Origin of the sequence: Desulfovibrio sp. 6_1_46AFAA, assembly GCF_000224635.1 — a bacterium.
Classification (GTDB): Bacteria; Desulfobacterota; Desulfovibrionia; order Desulfovibrionales; family Desulfovibrionaceae; genus Desulfovibrio; species Desulfovibrio fairfieldensis.
The window spans coordinates 326801-347347 of the sequence record NZ_JH114303.1 but is presented as its reverse complement, the minus strand read 5'-3'; the positions used below and the strand labels follow the sequence as shown (position 1 = coordinate 347347).

Annotated in this window: 26 protein-coding genes and 1 pseudogene; 1 reads left to right on the top strand and 26 read right to left on the bottom strand. The window is 63.8% G+C overall.

The annotated features are described in order from the left end of the window. Nucleotides 1-202: pseudogene (locus HMPREF1022_RS18925) on the top strand (hypothetical protein); the annotation flags it as partial. Here HMPREF1022_RS18925 and HMPREF1022_RS11370 read toward each other — a convergent pair. The 26 genes from HMPREF1022_RS11370 to HMPREF1022_RS16645 form a co-directional block, all read right to left on the bottom strand. Continuing rightward, the gene (locus tag HMPREF1022_RS11370) at nucleotides 179-1177 is read right to left on the bottom strand and encodes a hypothetical protein (protein ID WP_009303216.1); all 999 of its coding nucleotides are present in this window, start codon (nucleotides 1175-1177) and stop codon (nucleotides 179-181) included. The pseudogene HMPREF1022_RS18925 and the gene HMPREF1022_RS11370 sit on opposite strands and share 24 nt — an antisense overlap. A 79-nt stretch (nucleotides 1178-1256) precedes the next feature. Continuing rightward, nucleotides 1257-1925 (bottom strand): DUF2612 domain-containing protein, encoded by a 669-nt coding sequence (locus HMPREF1022_RS11365; protein WP_009303215.1) that lies wholly within the window; start codon nucleotides 1923-1925, stop codon nucleotides 1257-1259. Nucleotides 1926-1927: 2 nt separating this feature from the next. After that, on the bottom strand, nucleotides 1928-3115 hold the full coding sequence (locus tag HMPREF1022_RS11360; RefSeq protein ID WP_009303214.1) for a baseplate J/gp47 family protein: 1188 nt from the start codon (nucleotides 3113-3115) through the stop codon (nucleotides 1928-1930). Between the two features lie 9 nt (nucleotides 3116-3124). Next, nucleotides 3125-3478, bottom strand: coding sequence for a hypothetical protein (locus tag HMPREF1022_RS11355; protein ID WP_009303213.1), 354 nt, complete (start codon nucleotides 3476-3478; stop codon nucleotides 3125-3127). After that, a complete protein-coding gene (locus HMPREF1022_RS11350; RefSeq protein ID WP_009303212.1) occupies nucleotides 3478-4254 on the bottom strand; it encodes a Gp138 family membrane-puncturing spike protein in 777 nt (258 codons plus the stop codon). Before HMPREF1022_RS11350 ends, HMPREF1022_RS11355 begins: the two co-directional genes overlap by 1 nt. Before the next feature lie 19 nt (nucleotides 4255-4273). Next, complete coding sequence (locus HMPREF1022_RS11345) at nucleotides 4274-5209, bottom strand: phage protein (RefSeq protein WP_009303211.1); 936 nt, start codon at nucleotides 5207-5209, stop codon at nucleotides 4274-4276. Next, nucleotides 5206-5535 (bottom strand): phage baseplate plug family protein, encoded by a 330-nt coding sequence (locus HMPREF1022_RS11340; protein WP_009303210.1) that lies wholly within the window; start codon nucleotides 5533-5535, stop codon nucleotides 5206-5208. The genes HMPREF1022_RS11345 and HMPREF1022_RS11340 overlap by 4 nt, the downstream gene beginning before the upstream one ends. Before the next feature lie 70 nt (nucleotides 5536-5605). Next, nucleotides 5606-6112: a phage baseplate protein gene (locus HMPREF1022_RS11335; protein WP_009303209.1), complete on the bottom strand. Its 507-nt coding sequence runs from the start codon at nucleotides 6110-6112 to the stop codon at nucleotides 5606-5608. Further along, complete coding sequence (locus HMPREF1022_RS11330; protein ID WP_009303208.1) at nucleotides 6109-7734, bottom strand: hypothetical protein; 1626 nt, start codon at nucleotides 7732-7734, stop codon at nucleotides 6109-6111. The genes HMPREF1022_RS11335 and HMPREF1022_RS11330 overlap by 4 nt, the downstream gene beginning before the upstream one ends. After that, entirely contained in the window at nucleotides 7734-7916 is a 183-nt protein-coding gene (locus HMPREF1022_RS11325; protein WP_009303207.1) for a DUF6889 family protein, read from the bottom strand. Before HMPREF1022_RS11325 ends, HMPREF1022_RS11330 begins: the two co-directional genes overlap by 1 nt. Nucleotides 7917-7927: 11 nt before the next feature. Next, a complete protein-coding gene (locus tag HMPREF1022_RS11320; protein ID WP_009303206.1) occupies nucleotides 7928-8347 on the bottom strand; it encodes a phage tail assembly chaperone in 420 nt (139 codons plus the stop codon). An 8-nt stretch (nucleotides 8348-8355) separates the two neighbouring features. Continuing rightward, nucleotides 8356-8817 (bottom strand): phage protein, encoded by a 462-nt coding sequence (locus HMPREF1022_RS11315; protein WP_009303205.1) that lies wholly within the window; start codon nucleotides 8815-8817, stop codon nucleotides 8356-8358. A 12-nt stretch (nucleotides 8818-8829) separates the two neighbouring features. Next, nucleotides 8830-10308: a DUF3383 domain-containing protein gene (locus tag HMPREF1022_RS11310; protein WP_009303204.1), complete on the bottom strand. Its 1479-nt coding sequence runs from the start codon at nucleotides 10306-10308 to the stop codon at nucleotides 8830-8832. A 145-nt stretch (nucleotides 10309-10453) separates the two neighbouring features. Beyond that, nucleotides 10454-11011, bottom strand: coding sequence for a phage neck terminator protein (locus HMPREF1022_RS11305; RefSeq protein WP_009303203.1), 558 nt, complete (start codon nucleotides 11009-11011; stop codon nucleotides 10454-10456). After that, nucleotides 11004-11360, bottom strand: coding sequence for a hypothetical protein (locus tag HMPREF1022_RS11300; protein ID WP_009303202.1), 357 nt, complete (start codon nucleotides 11358-11360; stop codon nucleotides 11004-11006). Before HMPREF1022_RS11300 ends, HMPREF1022_RS11305 begins: the two co-directional genes overlap by 8 nt. Next, on the bottom strand, nucleotides 11357-11944 hold the full coding sequence (locus HMPREF1022_RS11295; protein ID WP_009303201.1) for a hypothetical protein: 588 nt from the start codon (nucleotides 11942-11944) through the stop codon (nucleotides 11357-11359). Before HMPREF1022_RS11295 ends, HMPREF1022_RS11300 begins: the two co-directional genes overlap by 4 nt. Then, nucleotides 11941-12342 (bottom strand): DUF4054 domain-containing protein, encoded by a 402-nt coding sequence (locus HMPREF1022_RS11290; RefSeq protein ID WP_009303200.1) that lies wholly within the window; start codon nucleotides 12340-12342, stop codon nucleotides 11941-11943. Before HMPREF1022_RS11290 ends, HMPREF1022_RS11295 begins: the two co-directional genes overlap by 4 nt. Before the next feature lies 1 nt (nucleotide 12343). Next, nucleotides 12344-13279, bottom strand: coding sequence for a DUF2184 domain-containing protein (locus HMPREF1022_RS11285; RefSeq protein WP_009303199.1), 936 nt, complete (start codon nucleotides 13277-13279; stop codon nucleotides 12344-12346). An 8-nt stretch (nucleotides 13280-13287) separates the two neighbouring features. Continuing rightward, nucleotides 13288-13740: a structural cement protein Gp24 gene (locus HMPREF1022_RS11280; protein ID WP_009303198.1), complete on the bottom strand. Its 453-nt coding sequence runs from the start codon at nucleotides 13738-13740 to the stop codon at nucleotides 13288-13290. Continuing rightward, on the bottom strand, nucleotides 13740-15008 hold the full coding sequence (locus HMPREF1022_RS11275; RefSeq protein WP_009303197.1) for a DUF2213 domain-containing protein: 1269 nt from the start codon (nucleotides 15006-15008) through the stop codon (nucleotides 13740-13742). Before HMPREF1022_RS11275 ends, HMPREF1022_RS11280 begins: the two co-directional genes overlap by 1 nt. Nucleotides 15009-15198: 190 nt before the next feature. Beyond that, complete coding sequence (locus tag HMPREF1022_RS11270; RefSeq protein ID WP_009303196.1) at nucleotides 15199-15438, bottom strand: hypothetical protein; 240 nt, start codon at nucleotides 15436-15438, stop codon at nucleotides 15199-15201. Nucleotides 15439-15454: 16 nt separating this feature from the next. Beyond that, entirely contained in the window at nucleotides 15455-16684 is a 1230-nt protein-coding gene (locus tag HMPREF1022_RS16650; protein WP_050801270.1) for a phage head morphogenesis protein, read from the bottom strand. Continuing rightward, nucleotides 16681-18345, bottom strand: a complete 1665-nt coding sequence (locus tag HMPREF1022_RS11260; protein WP_156802979.1) for a phage portal protein — start codon at nucleotides 18343-18345, stop codon at nucleotides 16681-16683. Before HMPREF1022_RS11260 ends, HMPREF1022_RS16650 begins: the two co-directional genes overlap by 4 nt. Before the next feature lie 28 nt (nucleotides 18346-18373). Further along, nucleotides 18374-18553, bottom strand: a complete 180-nt coding sequence (locus HMPREF1022_RS18635; RefSeq protein WP_009303193.1) for a hypothetical protein — start codon at nucleotides 18551-18553, stop codon at nucleotides 18374-18376. Beyond that, on the bottom strand, nucleotides 18546-19976 hold the full coding sequence (terL, locus tag HMPREF1022_RS11250) for a phage terminase large subunit (protein ID WP_009303192.1): 1431 nt from the start codon (nucleotides 19974-19976) through the stop codon (nucleotides 18546-18548). The genes HMPREF1022_RS18635 and terL overlap by 8 nt, the downstream gene beginning before the upstream one ends. Beyond that, on the bottom strand, nucleotides 19969-20544 hold the full coding sequence (locus HMPREF1022_RS16645; protein ID WP_009303191.1) for a phage protein Gp27 family protein: 576 nt from the start codon (nucleotides 20542-20544) through the stop codon (nucleotides 19969-19971). Before HMPREF1022_RS16645 ends, terL begins: the two co-directional genes overlap by 8 nt. Nucleotides 20545-20547 lie beyond the last annotated feature (3 nt).

Genomic DNA, 20547 nt, shown 5'->3' with positions numbered 1-20547 from the left:
TACAGGATACGGTTTTTATGGAGACGGGCTTTGGGGGAAGGATCCCTCGAGGAAGACTGTCGTTGCCTCTGTGGATAGTGTGGTATCGGGCAACTATTTATTGCCCAAGTTTGCTTTTTCCAATGCCGTCCCGACCGGCCCCAAGAACGTACCGGAGCATATTTGGCAGCCGATCATCCTATACCTGGGCCGCCCGGCCTAGATAGATGACCACGGGCTGATGGACGTGGGGCGGCACGTTCTGCGGGCCGGTGGGGACAACATTGGAAAGCATAAATTTAGGGCTAGGATTGTTGCCCGTGGGAAAGCCCGTGCCATAAGAAACATTAATTTTTAGATTGGGGTCAGGCCCCCAAGCACCATCACCGTATAAGAACCATCCGCCACCGCTTACAGGGAAAACACCGAAGTGACCTTCAACATTCCGAATTTCATCTCTATGCCAGGCCCCGGCCTCCCGCTCCGCCCCGAGCACCCAATTTCGGAAAAACTGGCCGCCATGCAAAGGCAGGTACAATCCCGTGGGGTTAGCGCTGTTCTGGCGGAATTTGCCGAGGTTGGCCGCCTGTTCTTCGGTATCGGCGTCCCAAGGCATGACAAGGCCGGTAAAGCCGCCCTGCTCATAAACCTCGCCAAACTCCGGCCAGTCCTCGAACGCCACGAAAGAGCCGTCCGGCCAGGCATGGTCAGCTGGCAGCACGGTAGAACGGTGAAACTTGGGCGCGCCGATGGAAAGTTTATTCAAAAATTCGGCTCTCTCAGCCCAGGCGTCCGCCTTTTGAATGACGGACAGCACGCCGTTTTTGTCCACGGTGAGCGAGGTGCCGTCAGGGGCCACAAGGCCCGGCCTGCCCTGCTCGGCCACCCGCAGCATAACAGCGGCAAAGGCCGCTTCCAGGGCGTCAAGATCGCCGTCGTCCCTGACGCCCGGCGCGTAACGTCGCGCCAAAAACTGCGCCAGACCCGCAGCCATATGTGCGGCCTGCCGGGCCTGCTTGTTGGCCAGTTCCTGCCGCGCTATGCCCGGCTGATGGCCGATTCTGCGCTGCGCGTCGGCGGCGTAGTCCTCTTGCGCAAGCAGATCGCGCCCATCAACGCCCTGATCGCAGAAAGGCAAGATGTCGTTAATGACATCGACCGGGTCCACGACAACGCCTACATCCTTGGTGGTGGCCATGTTTTTCTCCTTCGGCCCCGGTATAACCGGGGCAGGTAAAACTATTCACCCCTGAAACTGCTCAGGGGGCGGCGGCGGTCTATGCCGCAGGCCGCAGCACGGTCGGCCAGCTGCCACTCCCCCAGCCCGCAAGCCCGTCCGATTCGCAGCCCCAGGCGAACAGCGGCCCGCCGTCCTGCGTCACCGCATACCAGCGTACGCGCACGCCTTCAGGTTTCAGGGGGATGTAATTGCCCATGAGCAGAGCCTGAGTGACGGCGTCCGGACGCATGCCGGCAATGCCCACGGCCATGCTCATATCCTGGTTGTCCTGAATCAGGATGATGCCGCCCGTATCCGCAAAGACGGCTTCCCACACGGCATACGCGCCGGGGACGGAGCCGTCCCAATGGTTCGCGGCGATGCGCGCCTTCACAAGACGCCGGAAGATATCGTCCGGCAGGCTGGTAAGGCCGCTCTCCGGATCAAAACGTCCTTTCCACGTTCCTTCGGCCCAGCCCACGCCGGCCTCGCCCCAGGAAAAATACACGCCGTCCAGAGGCACGCGCAGCACGCGGGTAATGCCCACCCACAAGCCCACGGCGTCAAGCTGGGCGCCAATGGCTGTATTCACATCAAAGGCGGCGGGCAGAGATGCCAGCAAGATCTGGGCGTCAGCCAAAGGCCGGGTCAGCACGGCCACTAGGGCGGTAAAGCGCGGTTTCTGGTGCTGGCTGGTGACAAGCCCGACATACTCGTTATCAGCCATGACTATTCGCCTCCGGGCAGGCTGATGTCCTTCGCCACGCACGAGGCGGCGGCGTTGAAGGCAATGGAGATATTGCCTTCATGCCATTCAGCCTCTCCATCCGGGGCATCGCCGGTGCAATATTCCATCTTCAACACGTCGAAGGTGCGCGCTCCGGCAGTGTCCGCCGCGTTGATGGGGGTCAACAAACGGCTGGCCAGCACGTCATCGCCAATGCGCAGAGTATTGATATGGTCCGCGAGGTTTCTTTTGATGGCCGCGCCGGTGGTGGAAAGATACCCGGCCAGCGGCTTCAGGGTCACGCGCAGGCGCACGCGCACGAGCAAAGGACGATAGAAACGGATAGGATTCGGCAAGCCTTTGGCGTCCCGTGTCATGACCTCCACGTCCCCAAGGGTGTAGCAGCCCGGCGTTTTTTTCAGGGCTATGGCCTCGGCAACGGCCGCGTTGTCGCCGCCTTCCACCACAATGCAGATGCTGTGCGGCGGCAGGCCGTCGGCGTCCGTCTCGCTGGTGTCGTTTTCATAGCCGCGCCAGCGGCTGACGCCCCTGACGTTGCCCACGGCCCCCAGCGTGCCCTCAAATACGGTCTGGCTGGGCAGTGCCGTGGACACGGCCTGCCGCCCGCGCAGGGCCGCGTCGGTTTCGACGGCGGCGCCGGGTGTGGCGGCCTGGGGATTGCTGACGCTTTGCCAGCCGCGACAGGGCGTGGCAATCTTGTTGACCTCGCCAGCGGCTGCACGCACGTCGCCGATGTCTTGCGCCGTGGCGGTAACGTGTATCTCGCCGGATGTTGGTATTGTGACACTGGCGGGCAGTTCCCATTTCCGCCCCGCCTGATCCTCCACAATTCCGCCGCTGATAATGGTGCCGACCGTGCCGACGCAGACCACGGGTACGGTGCTGTACCCGGCAGCCTGCCGGCGGATGCCGTTAATCACCACCATGCGCGATAATCCGGCCCCCTGAGCGGTCTGGGATGAAAAGGCGTTGTAGACGGACGCAGCAAGGTTGTACGTGTCCTGCTGGGCAAGAGCAAAGATGGATACAAGCTGCCCCTCCTGGCTGTCCGGCTCAAGATACAGATCCTCGCCGAGGATGGCCTTGACCTCCGCCCGCAATAATTCCAGCGTGGCGACATAGTCCGGCAGATGGAAGCCGTCGCGGTCAATGTACGCGCCGTCGGGCATGGGCTTCTCCTATATGATGATGTTTACCGGCACCGGCCCGTAAACAGTGCTGATTTCGGCGGATACGGTGATTTTGCGCGTCTCCGGGTCAAATGTGCTTTCGTAGCTCATCAGTTCGTTCACGCCCTCGGTCTGCAAGATGCGGCGGCGCAGGATCGGGTCATAGGTGTCTCTGGTATGCTTGCCCCAGACGTGGGTGACGTAGGGTGTACCCTCGGTGAGATCTAGAAACCATTCCCCGGACAGCAGGGCCAGCCGGGTTTTCACGGCCTGGGCGACGCCTTCCGGCGTATCCACATGATAGTCCGCCGTGCCGTGGCCCATTTGAAAGTCGCCCGCCGGATCAAGTTTGCGGTAGCGCATTACGAGGGTTCCCCGGTCATGCCGCCGGAGTCGCCCGGATGGATGTGATGCGCGGTGCTCTTGCCCTCGGCGTGGATGTCGCCCGAGGCGTCCAGCGTGCCGTCAAGGGACAGCGCGCCCTTCATCTCCAGGGTCCCGGCCCCGCCGCCCGTGCCAGTGGTAGTGACGTTGCCCTCCAGTACGATCCGCGGCGCCTTGATGGTACAACTGGCGGATGCTTCCAGACTGACGGCCCCGGCGGGCGCAATAGTGATGCTGCCCTGCGGGTTTTTAGCTTCAATCGTATAGTCAGGCCTCATGGTCAGGCTGGCTTTGCCGTCGTCTGTCCGCAGTTGGACATTCTCAATATCCACAACGGGGTCCAGTTTTGTGGCCTGCGACCTGGGGCCGATGATGGCCAGGCCGTCGGAAAGATCGTGCATGCGGCCGTCGGGCGGGGGCGCGGCCTCGCCGCCCTGCCACCAGCCGTCAATGCAGCGGCTGGAAAACACCACCAGAGCCTCATCCCCCTCTCGAATCGGATAGGTCAGGCTGAAGCCACCCCCGCAGGGGAAAACCACGGGCACATCCACCAGCAGGGGCATTTGCACGTTTTTACTCTTGCCGTTCTCGTCCCGCACGCTGCCCTGGACGGCGGGCTGCACGCTCACGGTCATGGCCGCCGGATCAAAAGACTGGACAATGCCCGGCAGGGCCGTCCACATGCGGGCCTGATGGCCCTCCTGCGCAAGGCGCTGGCTCTCCACCGGATCGCTCTGCCGCTCGCTCCTGTCCATTTTTCCTCCGTGTGCCGGCCTAAACCTGATCCAGCGGCAGGCGCATAGTGTCGTCGATGCCGATGCAGAGCATGTCCGCATACCAGTCATTGCCTCGCGTATCGCCCTTGAATTCCACCTTGATAATCCGGTAGATGCCGTCGTCATCCAGACGGGCCGCGCCCTGTCCTGCGGCGGCCTTGAGCGGGGTCTGCATGCGTTTGACGCTCGCGTTGTCCAGCTTGATGCGGCCGCCGATGCGCAGCAGGGGATTGAGCAGCGCGCGCACGGTCAAGCCGTTCTGGGTCTGCTCCGGTGTGCCCACAAGGCCGGTTTCATGGGTCAGCAGCACGGCCTCGCCGGGCAGATACCCCTTGCGCGGCACCATCTGCACCTTGCCGTCCTGGATGCTCCAGTCCGTATCCGTGTCGCGGGCCTCGTCGCGCATGTACTGCCGGGCCATGCCGTATATGACCTTGCCGCGCGGCAAAGCCTGTCTGCCCAGATCCGGCACGTATCCGGCCTGCGCGCCTTTTTCGGCCATTGCGCCCTGGCACACCCGCACCCTGTCCGCCGGGCGGCTGCCCGCCGCCAGAGTGGTGTTGACCGTGGCGAAGTTATAGGCACGGTCGCCGTCCGCCGCTAAAATGGAGAGCACGGCGTCAGTGCCGTTTTCCCGCCAGGTGCGCACCTGCCGGATGTTGCCCCGGAAGATCAGACCCGCATTGCCCTCATACCCGGCCGACAGGGCTACCTGGGTAAATTCCCGGCGGATTCTGGCGGCGGTATCTCCGGACAGGTTATAAATGTTGATTTCCGCGCTGTTGGGCGTTTCCACATCGCCCTTGCGAGTCTGAAACGTGATGCGCAACTCGGACAGGTCCAGACCTTCGCCCGAATCCGCGCCCACCAGCAGGGAACAGACCCGCAGCCAGCAGCGGCCTTTCTCGTCCTGATTTGTTCCGGTCCGGCTCATGCGTTTTCCTCTTCCGTCTCAAACAGCAGCGGGACGCCTTCCCCCAGATTGTCCAGAGCGGGCGGCAGGTCGCCGGAGATGTACAGCGCTCCGCCCAGGCCAAGGTAGCCGTAGGGGGCCAGCAAGTCGCAGCCGGCCACCAGTGGGATGCCGCAGACCAAGGGCGTCGCGTCATCGGGCTGATCGTAAACATCGAGCAGCCAGCCGCCGGGCACATTCGCTGCCGGACTCTCGGCCCAGTGAAAGGTCAGACGCAGTTCGCGCCCGGCCAGGGTGATGCCGAAAGCCTGCGGCTCGGGCGTAAGCGGGATTTCATACAGTGCCATGCGGGCACTGTAGCGGGGGCGGGGATATGCGTCATACCCTGAAATTGTTCAGGGTATGACGCGGAGGGGGTTATCCCAGACCGGACTTGAGCATGCTTTTGGGCTTGGCCTGCTTTTGCCCCTTGTCCGCCGTGCCGCCGGTACGGGCGGCGTTTTTGTGTCTGTTGCGGGGCGGAACGCTGGCGGTCCGCGTGCGCACGATAATGACTTCTCGGCATGAGGCCGTGACTACCAGCGCTTTTTCCGTGGTCGCGTCCGTGGTGCAGCTCACGCTTTCCAGCAGCATGTTGTCGTAGAGCCGCTTGCCGGTGACGATGGAAAACGGCTCGCGCTTGCGCATGAGTTCCAGCAGCCTGTCGTACATCTCCCGCGCCGCGCCGTCGCCGTCCGCGTCCGAGACGCCGGCGCGGACGGTCAGGGCGGCGGGCATGACATAGGCATGGTCGTTGATGTTGGCCCCCTGTTCCACGGGGTGCTCGGTGATGGTCAGCTTGTCCTCGTGCTGTTCCTCTACCACGACCGCGAATTGCAGACCGCCCAGATTCCGCCCGGTGATGACCGTGCCGCCCTCGCTCATCGCACCGCCCCCTGAGTGTGTCGCGCCAGATCGGCGGCGGTGCGGTCCTGAGTGCCGGCCACCCTGTTTGCCACCTGTTCCGGGCTTTGCGCGCCGTTGACCGTAATTTCCGTTTTTGACTCCACATTGACCTCGCTGCTTTTATGGCTGGCCGCCATAGCCGGCATGGGCCGGGGCGTCAGCGCCGGGCCGCCGGGTATTTCCATGTTCATGCCGCCCATGCCCATTTTGTCTTTCAGCCAGTCCGGCATCCAGTCGGTAAGTCCGCGCAGCTTTTGTTTGAGCCAGTCCACGGCCGGGGCAAAAAACGTCTTGATGCCAGCCACGGCCTCTTCCGCCCAGGCCGCGAAATCAGGAAAGGCCTCGGCCACGCCGTCCCATAGGTGCGCAAAGAAATCCTTGATGGGTTCCCAGTATTCAATGACCAGCGCGGCAAAAGTCAGGAGAACGCCCAGGGGGTTGGCCCGCAGGATGCCCCAGAGCACTTTAAAGGCCGTGGCCACGCCGCCGACAATGCCGGTCAGGGCCAGCAGCACGGATTTGACGGCCATGCTTATGCCTACGCCCCAGGCAATTGCCGCGAACAGTTTTTCATTTTCCCGGCAGAATGCGGCCACCTTGTCCATGGCGGCGCTCACGGCCTTGCGCACGCCCTCAATGCCTGCCGCCCACGGCCCCCAGTCAAAATAGCTTTCGCCGCCCTCCATATAGGTGAGATAGTCGTCCACCAGGGCAACGATGGCGGTCAACCCGGCCACGACCATGCCCAGGGGCGTGGCCAGAAAACCCGCGTTGAGCAGCTTCCAGGCGGCCAGGAAAAGCGCCAGCCCCTGCACTACCTTCTTCTGGCCGTCGTCCAGCTTGTCGTACCAGGCTACCAGAGCGGCGGCCCAGGTGACCACGCGGCGTACGAAAGCCCCCACAACACCGGCCACGCGCAGTACGACGTCAATAACCACTTCGAAAATCCGCTTGATTTTGGCGAAATTTTCCATGACTACCCGGCGCAAATGCTCAATATCGCCGCGCAGCCTGCCCAGAAACGCGCCGCTCACGGCTTTGGCCAGCAGGTCGCTCATGGTTTTCAGCTTGCCCAGCTCGGCCAGGAAGGCTTTGCTGTTTTCGACCGCGGCCTGTGCGTCGCGTCCGGCCACATCATACATGGCCGAGAACTCATCCTTGAGGGCGGTGACGTCTCGCGTCAGCATGGGCACCAGCGCGGGGTCGATGCCCATGCGTCTGGCATAGAGCCGGGCGGCCTGGTCGTTCATGCCGCGCATGCGCTCGCCCACGCGCTCAAGCAATACGCTGGTGTCCTTGATATACGGGTACTTGTCTTTCAGGCTGCCCAGCGCGGCGGCCACGGCCTCGGAGCTGGCCCCGGTCTGTTCCGCCACGTAGCCCAGTTCTTCCAGCTTCCGGATGGGCACGCCCAGGCTTTCCGCCTGCCTGGCCAGGATCACTTCGCTTTCGGCGACGCGCATGATGCCGGCAAAAGCCGCGCCGGCGGCCAGGGAGACGGCCGCGCCGAAACCGGCCACCTTGGCCAGTGCGCTTTTCAGGCTGCCTTCGTCAGCCTTGAAGCCCACGGAAGCCAGAAATTCGGCGATAGTGACGGCCATCAGGCATCCTTGTTTTTGAGCGCGTCCAGATAGCGGCGCTCATTTTCATCCTGCACGTCGCAGGCGTCGTTCATCAGGGCGACGTCCGCCAGATCCAGCGTGCCGTCCTTCAGGCTTTCGTAGCGGCACATGCCCCGCAGCACGGGGCGCAGCAGCCAGTCCTCGCCACCGGACAGGCTCACCCAGTCAACGCTTACGTCGTCTTTTCCGCTTCCCCCCCAGTCGTACCGGCAAACGCCGGGAGGGCGCGAAAAAAACCGGACAGACTGTCGCCGAGTACCTGCGCCGTCAGGGACAGCATAGTCAGCAGATCCAGATCCGCGAACATCAGCCGCCCGTTATTGCGCACCGGAGCCCAGCCCCCGCCGGGCTGGCGCATATCCACCACGTCCAGGGCGGCGTTGCAGACGTATTCCAGGCTTTCGTCCGGCAATTCGCCGATGGCCGCGCACAGCGGCTCCAGCAGCGTTTCCGGGCGGGCGGCGTCGTAGCCGTCAAACAGACTTTTCAGCCTGCCCAGCACGGGCGCGGCGCGCTTGAGCACATACATCTGGGCAAAAGCGTTGAGCCTGCCGATCTTGTAAACAACGCCCTGAATCTCGACTTCTTTCATGTCTCACCTCATTCCAGTTCCGGAGTGCCGGAGCCGATCTGCACCTCGATCTTGCCCGCGTGGAATGTCCACTGGAGCGTGCCGCCTTCTTTGGCGAAAACCTTGTCCGGGGCCTTGGCAAAGGCCACCTCCTGGCAGGTGGCGGTATCCCCGCGCGCCACGTCGCGCACGGTAATGGTGTTGCGCCCCCAGTTGACGCTGGACTGCGCCTGATAATTGTACAGATTCTGCAACAGGCGGTTCACCGGGCTGTTGCGCAGGAGATTGACCGTAATGGAGCCGGAAGCGTCGGCGGACAGGCTGTGCATGACGGCCCCGTCCGCGCCCACAAGCATGACGTTTTTGTCGCCCGTGGGGGCAATGGTCAGGCCTTCCTGGGCAATGCCCGCCCGGTCGCCGGAAAGGGGAAAGTTGCCGCCGGGGCCGCTGATGGCCGCATGAACGTCAAGAAAAGAATATGCGTATCCCATGCCGCTACCTGTTTACCTGTTGACATTAATGGCTACATCCACCGAATGGATGGCCCCGGCCAGCTTGACGGCGCACTGGACAGGCGGGGCCTTGCGTTGTTCCCGCTCGCTCTGGGCCTGCAATTCAACGGGCTCGGAGTAGACGTAATAGCCTTTGGGCAGATAGTCCCCGCGCTCCAGCTGGCCGAAGCCGTCGCCGTTCCAGGTGCCGGGAGCCACCAGGGCGTTGTTGACAGCCTGCTCCAGTACGTTCTCAATGCAGGTGATGAGCTGATGCACGCCGCTGTTGGTCTGGGGAATCTTGGTCTTGCTCTGATAGAGCAGATTCCACAGTTCGGTCTGGACGGCGTTTTGCAGCCAGTCCGTACCGTGGATCTCGTCAAACCAAGTGTCCCCGCTCATGACGCCCTCTTGTAAAATTGCCGTGTCGTTGTTGTAGGCCGCGAAGACATTGCAGCGCTTGGCGGCCAGGGTGTTGGCCTGGCTTTCGGTGAGCCCCTCGGCCTCCACGCTGGGCAACTGTTTGAACTTGAGTGTGATGGTGCTGCGGTTGGCCGAAAAGTTGACCGTAAACGCCCGTCCGATGGCGCTGATGGCCGCATACTTGTTGGCGCTGTAGCAGCAGAACAGGCGAGAGAGCTTGAGCGCCTTGCCCCGGCTGGCCAGATCGTCGGCATAGGCGGCGTCCATCACACGGGTGTCCGTAATGGTGGCCGCGTATATGCGGCTTTTGGACGCGGCCTGAATGTACTGGGCCACAACCAGATGGTCGTCCACGCCCAGGCCGTCGTCGGCCACGGCTAAGCCGTACCAGTCGCCCCGGTCGGCCAGTTCCACCACGCATTCCTTGATGGTTTCGGCGGGCAGGCCGTCTTGGGGGGCCAGGGCCGTGGCCGAGGTCAGCTTGAGCATGTCGGCAATGGCCGTGCCTTCGGCGGCGCCCGTGCAATAGGTCAGGCTGGCGCCCGGACCGGCGTCAAGCGTGGTCAGGGTGAAGCGCTCGCCGTCCCAGGCGCAGGCCACGCCGCTGGAGGCAACTTTGCCGCTGATGGCGGCAGCCACGGCATTGAGATTGGTGACCTCGGAAAAGTCCAGGCCGGTCACGGCGTGCGTCTCCCCGGACACATGCAGGGTCAGGCTGCCGTCGGCAATGGCGGTCCAGCGCGCGCGAGCCGCTTCCTCGGCGGTCAGGATGCCGCCGCGCAGCATGGCCGGGCAGGGCGTTTTGACCCAGCGCCCGATCTGGAGGATGGCCGGGCGCGGCGACTGGCTGAAAAACAGCTCGGCCGCCAGATATTCCGGGGCGTCAAGGCCGAAGTCGGACGCCACCCCGTCAATGCCCGTATAACTGCGGATGCGCTCGGCGGGAGGAATCACGTCAGACGCCCCGGCAATGAGCAGCACGCCGAAGTTGCGGCGGCTGGCGGCCAGAGGCTGCAAGTTGATGGTCACGTTGACCACGCGGTCAACCGAGAGGGCTTTTGTCGCCATGTCTGTCTCCTTTTACATTATCCGGTAAGGTTGTATTTTCGCGTCAGGCAAGGAAGACAAGTTCTTGCTGACGGGAGTGGACTCTTCTGGTCCTCGACCGGAAGCAAAAACGCGGTCTGACGCGGCATCACGCGAAAAGACGGCCTTACCGTGACCGGCCGCACAGGCCGCAGGCCCGCACGCTCCGCAAATCCCTGATGTCCGCACGGCCTTCGCCGCTTTCCAGCCTCGGCCCGCGCGTCAGCGTGACCTGAATGTCCTGGCGGCGTATCCAGCGGAAATTGACAAGTTCCGGAGCGGGAATAATGTCCCCGGCTTCCACAAAGGCCAGATTGGCGCTTTCGCGCAGCACGGCCCGGTTCTGTTCGATAAACAGCCCGTCCCGCAAGGCTCTGGCCAGGGCGCTGGCGCGCGGGCCGTAAAAACTGCACAGGACAATCAGGCGTTCATGCACTTCCAGTCGGGTTTCACCGCCCTCATGCCATGCCGTACCACCGGGCGCGCCCTGATTGATGACGCCGACCGCGCACCAGTCCCGTTCCGCCCCCGGCGTTTTGGGCGGTTCCGGCTGCCAGCGGGGACGGACGTCCTTTCCGGGCAGGCCGGTCAGGCCGCAGACCGCGTCGTGCAGGGCATCCTCCAGCCATGCCTCATCAGGCCCGGCCTGCGGGATAATCCAGCCCGCGCGGGTGCTGTCAGCCAAGGGGTCGCTCCCGTTGCGCCAGAGCGCGGGTGTAGCCCGGCCAGGTTTCCACGGCGGACACCGTGTAACGCCCGCCGCCGTATACAACGATATCGGCGGCAGTGCCTGCGTCCACGTTGCCCACGCGCAGAGGGGTGCGCGTGTAGATGCTCAGTGTTTCCCTGTCTCGCTCGCCCTCGGGCAGGCGCTCAAGCTCGCGCGGGCCGGCCGGTTGCACTACGCCGGTCATGGATTGCGCCTCTTCGGAATGCCCCGCCCGCCCCTTGTCGTCGACGGTTTCAGCCCGGCGAAGAACGGTAAAGGAGACGCAAAAGTCCGGACCATCCAATAAAAAAGATATATCCATCATGAAGCGCTCCCCGGCGTTACCAACGACTTGCCTTTTTTGCGGACAACGTAGGTATGACTTTTCATAAGCTGCGCCGTATCCAGCAGGGGGTTGAGTTTGCCCTTTTCCCTGCGGCTCTTGCCGCGCACGGCTTCGCCCCCCTTGTCCCTGATCACGTTGCCCTCGTCGTCTTTTTTCAGGGGAGAGGCATCCAGGGTGGCGTCCTTGAGAGGTGGCCAGTCGTTATTCTGGAACCGCGCCCGCACGGCGTTCTGCCCCAGCAGGCCGATTCGGTTCAGCGCCGCGTCCACGGCGGCTTCGTTGCCCTTCAGGGCCTGTTCGGCCGCCCCTTTGAGAAGGCCGGCAGCCTCGCCCTTGATATCCCCCACGCCCGGCAGAAGATGCGGCCGGGCCGGGATGCCCGCCGCCGGCGCGCCGTATTCATGCAGGTACGACAGCTCCGCGTTGTTGAGCCCGCCCTGGCGAGGGGCGGCGTTCTCCGCCGGAACTCCGATGAACACGTCCTTTTCGGTCAGGGCCTCCACCGCTTTGCGGATGGCTCCGCTCATGTCGGCCACCTGTCTGACGCTGAGAGTGGGCTTCATACGACACATCCTCCCGCGCCGATGATCCGCACGAGTTGCCAGAACTGCTGTCCGTACACGGTGCTGTTGTACTGCCCGGCATCGGTCAGGGCGCTGCCCTGGGCGGCGGCCCCGGCCCGCGTCACGGCATGGGACATGCCGCCCACGGTTTTGGTCTCCGCCGTCACCGGCCCGGCTGCGGCGTCAATGCCGCCGGTGCCGTCCCCGGCCTTGCCCGCTTCCAGCTCCAGCGTGAGCTGGTGGGCGGCGTACAGCCCCATGCCCTCGTCCAGCAGCTCGCCCCAGCGCGCGGCGGGCAGCAGTTTGCCCGCCACGGTCAGGTGAAAGCGCACGCGCGCGTCCGGCGCAAGCTCCGGCGTGAACTGCGGAAAGGCGGCGCGGAACGCGACGATATCCATGCTAGACGCCGTCCGCGTAGGCCACGGTTTCAGGGTATACAAACTCCATCTCGCCCAGGGCCGCGTAGTAGGTGGTGACCTGATAAAGCCCGCGGTACTCCACCGGCGTATGCTGGAGGGGCACCAGGGGATAGCGGACGTACTGGCGGTTTTTGGTGTAGGCCACCATCCGGTCCTTGCCGGACGCGCCCGCCCCTGTTAGGTGCTTGACCGGGGCGATTTCAAGCAGCCGCCCGTTGACGGTATTGCACAGGCACTGTTCGCGCACGTACTGCAAAATGCTCACGCTGCCGGCGTCGGTAATGGGCCGCGTCAGCTTGCTCATGGCCGCGGGCGGCACCAGCAGCCGGTCGGGCAATACGGCATAGCCGCTTTGCAGCCAGGCTTGTTCAAGGATAGCGTTGATGCTGTCAAGGATCTGCGTGGGCGTGGATGTGGCCCAGGTCTTGCCGACGGCCGCGGGCGTGATGTCCGGATTGTTGATGAGGCCCGTGGCCCCCACCATGCTGTCCCCCAGATAGACCATCTGGTCGATATCCATCTGGTTTTTGAGCGTCAGGCCGTCAAACTTCTGCTGGTCTATGGGGCGGCCCGTGCGCTGGGCGGCGGCCAGCTCCTGTACCGTGAAGCCGATCTCCTGGCCCCAGAGACGCAGGGGCTTGCTGGTCTTGTCGATGCTTACGGCCATGCCGGCAATGGCGGTGCTGTCCTTGCCCACCCAGTTGATGCCGTTGGCGTAGATGCCGCCGGCGGCGGCAAAGCTGCTGTTGGTAAAGCTGCTCATTTCGTCGCCCAGGGTCACGTCTTCACGCAGGTCCACATCCCGGCCCCAGGTGACCACGGCCAGGGGCGCGTGCAGTTCGGGGTCGAGGCGCTCAAGCTCCCCGACCAGGAAGGCCCCGGCGTCGCGAATGGTTTTGCTGTCAAGAATGAACATTGCCGCTCCTACAGATTAAAAGAGATTTCGACGTTGCCGCCGGCATCGGCCTCGCCCATGAAAAGGCAGCCGGCCACGGCCAGGGTTTTGCCTTCCACGGCGGCGGCCTCGATGTCGCCCACGGCCTTGCCCGCCTCGGCCGTATGGCGCGCATACACATGGCCGCCCTTGGCGGAAGTGCCCCGGGCCAGTTTGACGGTCATATAACCGCGCCGCAGCACATCCTGAATGTCGCCGGAGGCGGCGGCTTGAGACTGCGTGGGATACGGCCGCGCGATGAAGCCGTAAACAACGTCGTCAGCGGCTGCGAGCGGGGCCAGCTTGCCGGCGGCATCCAGCTTGACCGGCGAGCCGAAGGCCACTTCTGCGGCCATCAGGCCCGCCTCAAGGGTGGATTCGGCCTTGCGGCTGACATCGCCGGGAAAACCGGCGGGCATACGGGTCAGATAGGCGTTGCCCATCACTTGCCTCCTTTGTAGAATTCGGTGTTCAGCCTGTTGATGTCCGCCGGTGTAAAGGGTTTGCGCGCGCCGTTGCCGGGCCGGGAAAGGCTGTCGGTGGTGCGGCGGTTGTTGTTGGCGGCGGTCAGGGCCGACACGGCCATGAAGGCCGCCCGGATTTCGGCCGTACCGGCGCGGGCCAGAGTCTTGTTGCCCAGTATGCCGTCCACAACGCGCCGGGCGTCCGCGTCGCGGCAGGCCAGAGCCAGGGCGCTGCGCCGCACGGCGTCGGCGCTGTCGCCCCGGCGGCAGCCCAACAGGCCCATGCGCCGGGCGTCACGCACTGTATCCGCGTCGGCCAGGCGGCGCGGCCTGCGGTCCGTGGTTCTGTTCGGGGGTTCGTCCTCGTCATGCGCGGATTCTTCATCACGGGAAGGCGCATCCTCATCCTGCGCGGGTTCTTCATCGCAGGTCGGGCCGTCTTCATCCCGCGCCGGATCTTCGTCCGCATTCTGCCGGGGCTTGAGCGCCTCGACCAGGGTGCGCAGCATGAGCTTGATTTCCTCAAGGCTGGCGGCCAGATCGTCGTCCGTGGCCGTTACAGGCTGGCCTTCCCCCTCCTGCGCCGGAGGATTGTCCCCATCCCGCGCGCCCGCGGATTCTTCAGCCTCGGCGTCCTTCAGCAGGCGGCGCAGCCTGTCCGCCCAGCCCGGTTTTCCGTTCTTTTTCTCAGCCATAGGATTCTCCCTGTCCTTGATTTTACAGCGCGCCCCGGCCCGGCCGTGGTCCACCAGGGCGACATGGTTGCCCAGAATGTTGATCTGCCGCCCCACGCCGGGGCGGATGACCTCGAAATCCGCGTCATAGCCGCAGGAAAGCTCGCGCAGCCCGTCGTTCACGGCCTCAATGGCCTCGGCGTCCGTGATAAGGATGTCCGCCAGCATGAGGTCATCCGCCTCACTCCGCCCCGGGTCACCCCGGCGCACGTTAAACAGCAGGCCGCGCGCCAGTTCCGACCAGTTTTCCGGGCTGACGTCCTCGTCCGGGTGATCCAGAGTCAGCGGTTTGCCCTCAAAACTTGCCAGAGTGCGCGGGCAAAACACCTCGGACGCATCGCGGCGGATGAATACCCAGTCGCCGTCAAAGCCCTCGCAAATCTCGGGCGCGACTTCTTCCGGCAGGTAGCGCATGACACCCGTGCGGGCCACGGCCACGCCGGGGCAGAACAGATAGCCTTCGGGCGTCCGCTCGATATGTTCGGAGAGTTTGGCGGTGGTATGGATGCGCATGGACAGACCATGCGCGAAGGGGGCAAAAAAAAGTACCCTGAAATTGTTCAGGGTACTCTTTTTGAGTTGTGGAAGGCGGTACAGGGAAAGGAGGGCGGCCGCTGAATCAAATTTAAGGCGTTTACGGCCCGTTTACGGGGCGCGAAAACAGTTTTTCCGGGCGTGCGTGCGGGCCGGAAAAAATCGGGGCTCAGGCGGCGTTTTTGGAATATTTGCGAACCAGTTCCAGTTGGTCCTCCGGCAGACCGGCAAGCAAAATATCAGCGCCGCCGTCCGGCTTGTCCCAATAAAACTCCAGGGTATGAGGATCACCCTCCACAACGATCGTCGCTTCCGTGCCCACGGGAAAAGAAACTTTTTCGCCCCCCTCCGATATGCCGGAAACAGGGGCAAGAATCCTTACCACGTCAGGTTCATGAATTTCGGGCATTTCCCCTCTCTTGCTGTCAATCGTCGATATAGGCCGTGATCAGCTGCGGCCTGGTACTGCTTGCCATATTTTTTCTAACATACTGCCAAACGCTTTTGACCTCAATCGTTTTGCCGTTGGGGCCGGTTATGGGGACAAGGGCCACAAATTTTTCCGCGCCCTGGGGGGTAAATCCGTCACGCTTCGCCTTGACGGCGGGCAGACCGGCCAGCAGCTTTTCTTCCAGCTCGCACGCGTGCTCAGGCGTAAAGCCCAGAGCCGCCCTGAATTTGCGCGCCTTGTGCTTCCCCGAAGAGTGCTCGGGGTTCAGGGAATATCCGGAGATCTTGCCCACAGGAACAAAAGCCCGCTCCACATTATACAGCGGCGCGCCCGGCACATGCCGGACAACTTCGGCCCCGGCGCTCTTCTCCCATTGCGTGAGTAGGCGTTGTGTGCCGCCCGTCTTTTCCTGCGCCTGCGTGGGCAGGCTGACGGCAAAGGTTTTGCGGTTGCCGTCACCCCTGGGAATAACCGGCTCCGGGTAGCAGCGGCAATACGGGAACTCCCCGGCATGCCCGGTCATGCCGTCCAGAACGGGCGGCTCGGCCCAAGGCACGTACTTGCCCTCCTGCGCGCGGTGGCTGGGGCGGGTGGCCCCGTCGCGCACGCTGCGCCAGATATAGCCCTCGCTGCCTACGGCCCCGGCGCGCGCCCGGGTTGACGCCGTGGACGCCTTGCTGACTTCGGTGAGGGCGATGCAGCGGGCGCGGCTCATGGTCACGCTGCCGATGCCGACCAGTTCCCTGGCCATGTCCTCGGCGCGCATGCCGGTTATCAGCGCCTTGTGGGCCAGTTCTCCGGCGCGCTGGGCGGCCTCCAGCGGAAGTGTCCTGATCAGGCGTGTGTTTTCCTCAATCCTTGCGGCCACAACCTGCCCGATAGGGTCGCCCTCCAAAAACATGCGCATGTCCAGGCCCATGCGGGAGGAGATACGGCGAAACTGCTCAAGATTTCCGCGCGCCACGCCGTCGAGCATGTTGGCCGCGCTCTGGCGCGCCCAGGGCGTAATGGTTTCGGCGTAGGCCCGCAGAATGTCTTCCGCGTCTCGAGGGCGATGGCTGGTCAATACATGACTGACCCGCCCGGCCAGACTGCGCAACGTGCGTTCGTACACCCGTTCCGCCGCCCGGCTCGGCATAAACGCTCCGGCCTTGGTCGCGTCGCCCCAGGTCCAGGCGAGATCCGGCCAGGGGGCGGAAATCACATCTGTTCCCCCGCCTGCTCAGGCGGGATGCTGAAGCCCTTGCCGACGTCGCCCATGATTTTTTCCGCCTGCTCTTCGGTAAGGGGGAAGGCAGCCAGGAGCATCTGCACGGCGCTGCTGCGGGGCAAAAGCCCGGCGGCCACCTGGGAAACTATCTGCACCATTGAGGTGACCTGCGCGCCGTTGAGACTGATTTCCTGCGGCGTCGGCGTGTCCGCGCCCTCATGCGTCGGCATGCCCCCCCCGAGTTCCGGAATCTCCGGGGCCTGTTCCGCCTTTTGCGCCGCGTCGATATCCGCGTCGCTGATATTGGCAAAGCGTCCGGTCAGGCGCGCGCCGTCACGCAGGGCCGCGAGGGCCTGCGCGGGAGCGATGATGCCGCCCTGCGTCAGAGCCGCCACGGCCTGGGCGTCCGCCGTGGCGATTTGCGCCTTGTCCATCTCCGACGGCTGTAACAGGTTCTCGAACTCAAAGCTGAAGCCTTCCGGCAGCGGCTCACCCCACAGGCTGCGCGCCAGCACGGCAAAGATCACGTCCAGGGCCGGGCGCAAATCGTCATCCTGCAAGGTGGCGATGGTGTCGTAATAGGTGCGCAGATCGCTTTCGCCCGTGGAAAACCCCTTGGGGCTCTGCCCCAGCAGGCGCACCAGCGGAATGCCCGTGGCCCCGGCAATCTGTTCAGCAAAAGCCAGCATGGCGTCGTAAATGCCCGCGAACGTAAAACCGGCCGTTGTGAAAGAATCGTTTCTGTCCAGCAGGGTGATGCCTTCATTGCTTTGCATCCGCCGGATCATTTCAAACTGCCGCATAAGCGCCTGTTCGGCCTTGCCGCCCTGCGCCAGTATGGCCCGCAGGCCTTCCACGCTGATAACGCGCAGGAAAGATTTATAGAGCAGATTGGCGCTGCCCTGGGTGGCGCTGTCATAGGCCAGCATGCGGTCATAGGCCTGTTCCACCACGCTGGCCCCCCAGTAGTTTTCCGACAGGCGCTGCTGGTACGGCAGCTCCACGCCGACGAACCGCAAGGCCCGGCTGTGATGCACCAGCTGCCCCGAGAGGCCGCCCCGGCTGTTGATGGTGTAGTAGGCGGGATAACCCAGCATCGGGCCGATATCCTCAATCATTTCCGTGCCGGGCGTCACCTGCCAGCGGTCCAGCACATACAGCCCCCTGAAACTCCCCCGGGCGATGCCGTCCACGTCCAGAGGCTCGGCCAGATCGTCACCGTCGATCAGCAGCACGGCCAGCGCCCCGCCATACAGCCGTGCCCACTTGACGGCATCGGACAGGCGGCCGGGACAGCCCGTGCGCCGGTGCTCGCGCAGCAGCTCATCCGCCTTTCCGGCATCCTCCGCGCCCCATTGAGCGCGGATGTCTATGCCGCCGCGCACCATGTCTTCGGCCACCACGTTGACCATGCGGCCCACCAGCCAGCTTGTGCGGTACATATCCTCAAGCTGCCGCTGGTCGCGCGAAAGGTATTGCCCCTGCACATAGGCGCTTTGGGCCAGCATATTCTCCTGAACAAGCCCGAGCCGGGCGGAAAAATTCTGGAAACCATCCTTCCAGGACGCGCGCCCCCGCGCGTCCTGGAAGGGATGCGCCGTCGCTTGCCGCAAACGTGGTTGCGGCTTCGCTCCCGCGGCGCGGCCCGTCGCCATCCTGGCGGCGGCAATGGCCGTAGCGTGTCTACCCATCGGCTAATTTCTCCCATAGACTGAGGCCGTGGCTTTTGAGATAGCGCAGGGCCTGGGTTGTGGCGTCCACCTGGACTTTCCGGAATCGCCGCGCCGCAAGCGTGGTTGCGGCTTGCTCCGCTTCGCACTTCGCCGGTGCGGCGAAGGCGATCAGGCGAACGCTCTCAATCATCGGCCAACCTCTCCCAGATACTGAGGCCGTGGCTTTTGAGATAGCGCAGGGCCTGGGTTGTGGCGTCCACCTGATCGTCATGCGCCCCGGCCGGAAAAGCCGTCAGCTCTTCCTTGTAGTCCGCGAGCCAGGGCGCGCGCTCGGGCAGGCAGACGTTGCCCGCGCTGAACAGGGCCGTGACCGCATAGGCGCGGGCGGTCTTGGAGCCGTCCGGCTCCACCGGCACCAGGCCGGGCACATCATCGCGCAGGGCATCCATGACCGCCGGGCCGTTGGCCTTGTCTTCGATCAGCACCGCCGCGGTTTCCGGGTGCCGGGCGCACATGGACAACACGGCGGCCTTGCTGGCTGTAAAACCCATACGGGCGCGCGTCTGCTCCAGCAAATAGTAATTGACGCCCGCTCGACCCCAGAGCTGGCCCACCACAAAGTCGCTGCCGTCCGTGTCCTTGAAAGTCATGTCCCAGGACTGGATGACCTCGTCAAAGCGCTCCGGCAGCATGGCGGGCGTCCAGGTCTTGAACCATGCCTCGTCAAAGATGTTGCCGCCGTCGGCCACCGGGCTTTGCTGGTACAGGGCGCTCCACTGGGTGGGCGAGAGTGTCTCCTTGGTTTCCAGCAGCTTTTCCAGGGGATGCAGTTCGGGTACCAGAGCCCGGCCCAGATCATCAACGGCCGGAAATTTGAGATGCAGCGCGCGGGAATTCTTTTTGGTCACCACGCCGACCAGATCATCTGTGGCCCAGCTGGTGGCCATGATGATATGCCCGCTCCGTTTGGACAGACGCGTCAGGAAAACCGTATTGTACCAGCCCTCAATGCCGCGCTTGACCGCGGATGAACGGGCTTCTTCCTCGTTCTTGATAGGGTCGTCGATAATGCCGATATCCACGCTCTTGCCGGTCAGCGGTCCACCCACGCCCGCGCAGATATAGTAGCCGCGCCGCCCCACGATATCGAAGCGGTCGGAATTGCGCAGGGCAAGTCCCTCCATCGTCACGACGCGCTTGGGATTCAGGGAGGATTCCGGAAACAGCGTCGCGTACTCCTCGCCCAGCATAATGCGTTGCACGTCCCGGTTCATGTCCCGTGCCAGGTCTGCGGCATAGGAGCAGGCGGCGATGCGCAGGTCGGGATTGCGCCCCAAGGCGAAGGGCGGAAACATGCGGGACACCAGCTGGCTTTTGCCGTGCTGGGGCGGGGCCTGAAAAAGATTCACGGGGCGACGGCCCGAGAGCACGCCCTCCAGAAAGATATCCAGCGCCGCGCAGACGGCGCGTGAAAAGTCACTGTGAATATAGTCCGGCATGATGTAGGACACGAAATCCGCCATGTGCCGCCGGGCCTGCTCCGCCCGCAGTACGCGGCGTTGCTGCTCCCGTTTCAGGCGGGCCGCCAGATCATCGACCGGCTGTTTACGCATGAGGGCCGTCCGCCGTCAGCTCGGCCAGCTTTTGGGCCAGCTCCTCGTCGGAAAGTTCCTTCAGTTCCGCCGCGCTGCCCAGTTCCCTGATCCGCGTCCGGATCTGTTCCTGCATTTCCAGCCGGGCGGACGCGCGGATTTTCGCGGAAAAATCCTGCTCAAGCCGCATTGCCTGGGAAAGATCGCGCAGGGAGCGGGCCGTCTTCTGGACCTCGCCCAAGTCCACCTTGGCACCGGGGTTAACCGTCTGCATCACCACAAAACGGTTGATCAGGCCGCGCAGCATCTCAATGAGCTGGCGGCCCTGGTCGCCTTCCACACTTTCCGGACCGAGTTCCTGGGCCAGCATCCGGGCCATTTCGCGGTTCTCGCGCATGGCCCGCGCCACTTCCTTGAAATTGTTGGAGTAGCGCCAGATGGCCGCCCTGGACGGCGCTTCGCCGTCGCCACAATGGGAGGATATGAAGGCATGCAGCTCGTCCAAGGTCATGCGCCCGTCCATGAGCGCCTGATCCAGCTTTTTGCGTGTATCCGGCGGCAGGCGCAGCACCGTGCTTTTGCGGCCCATAGC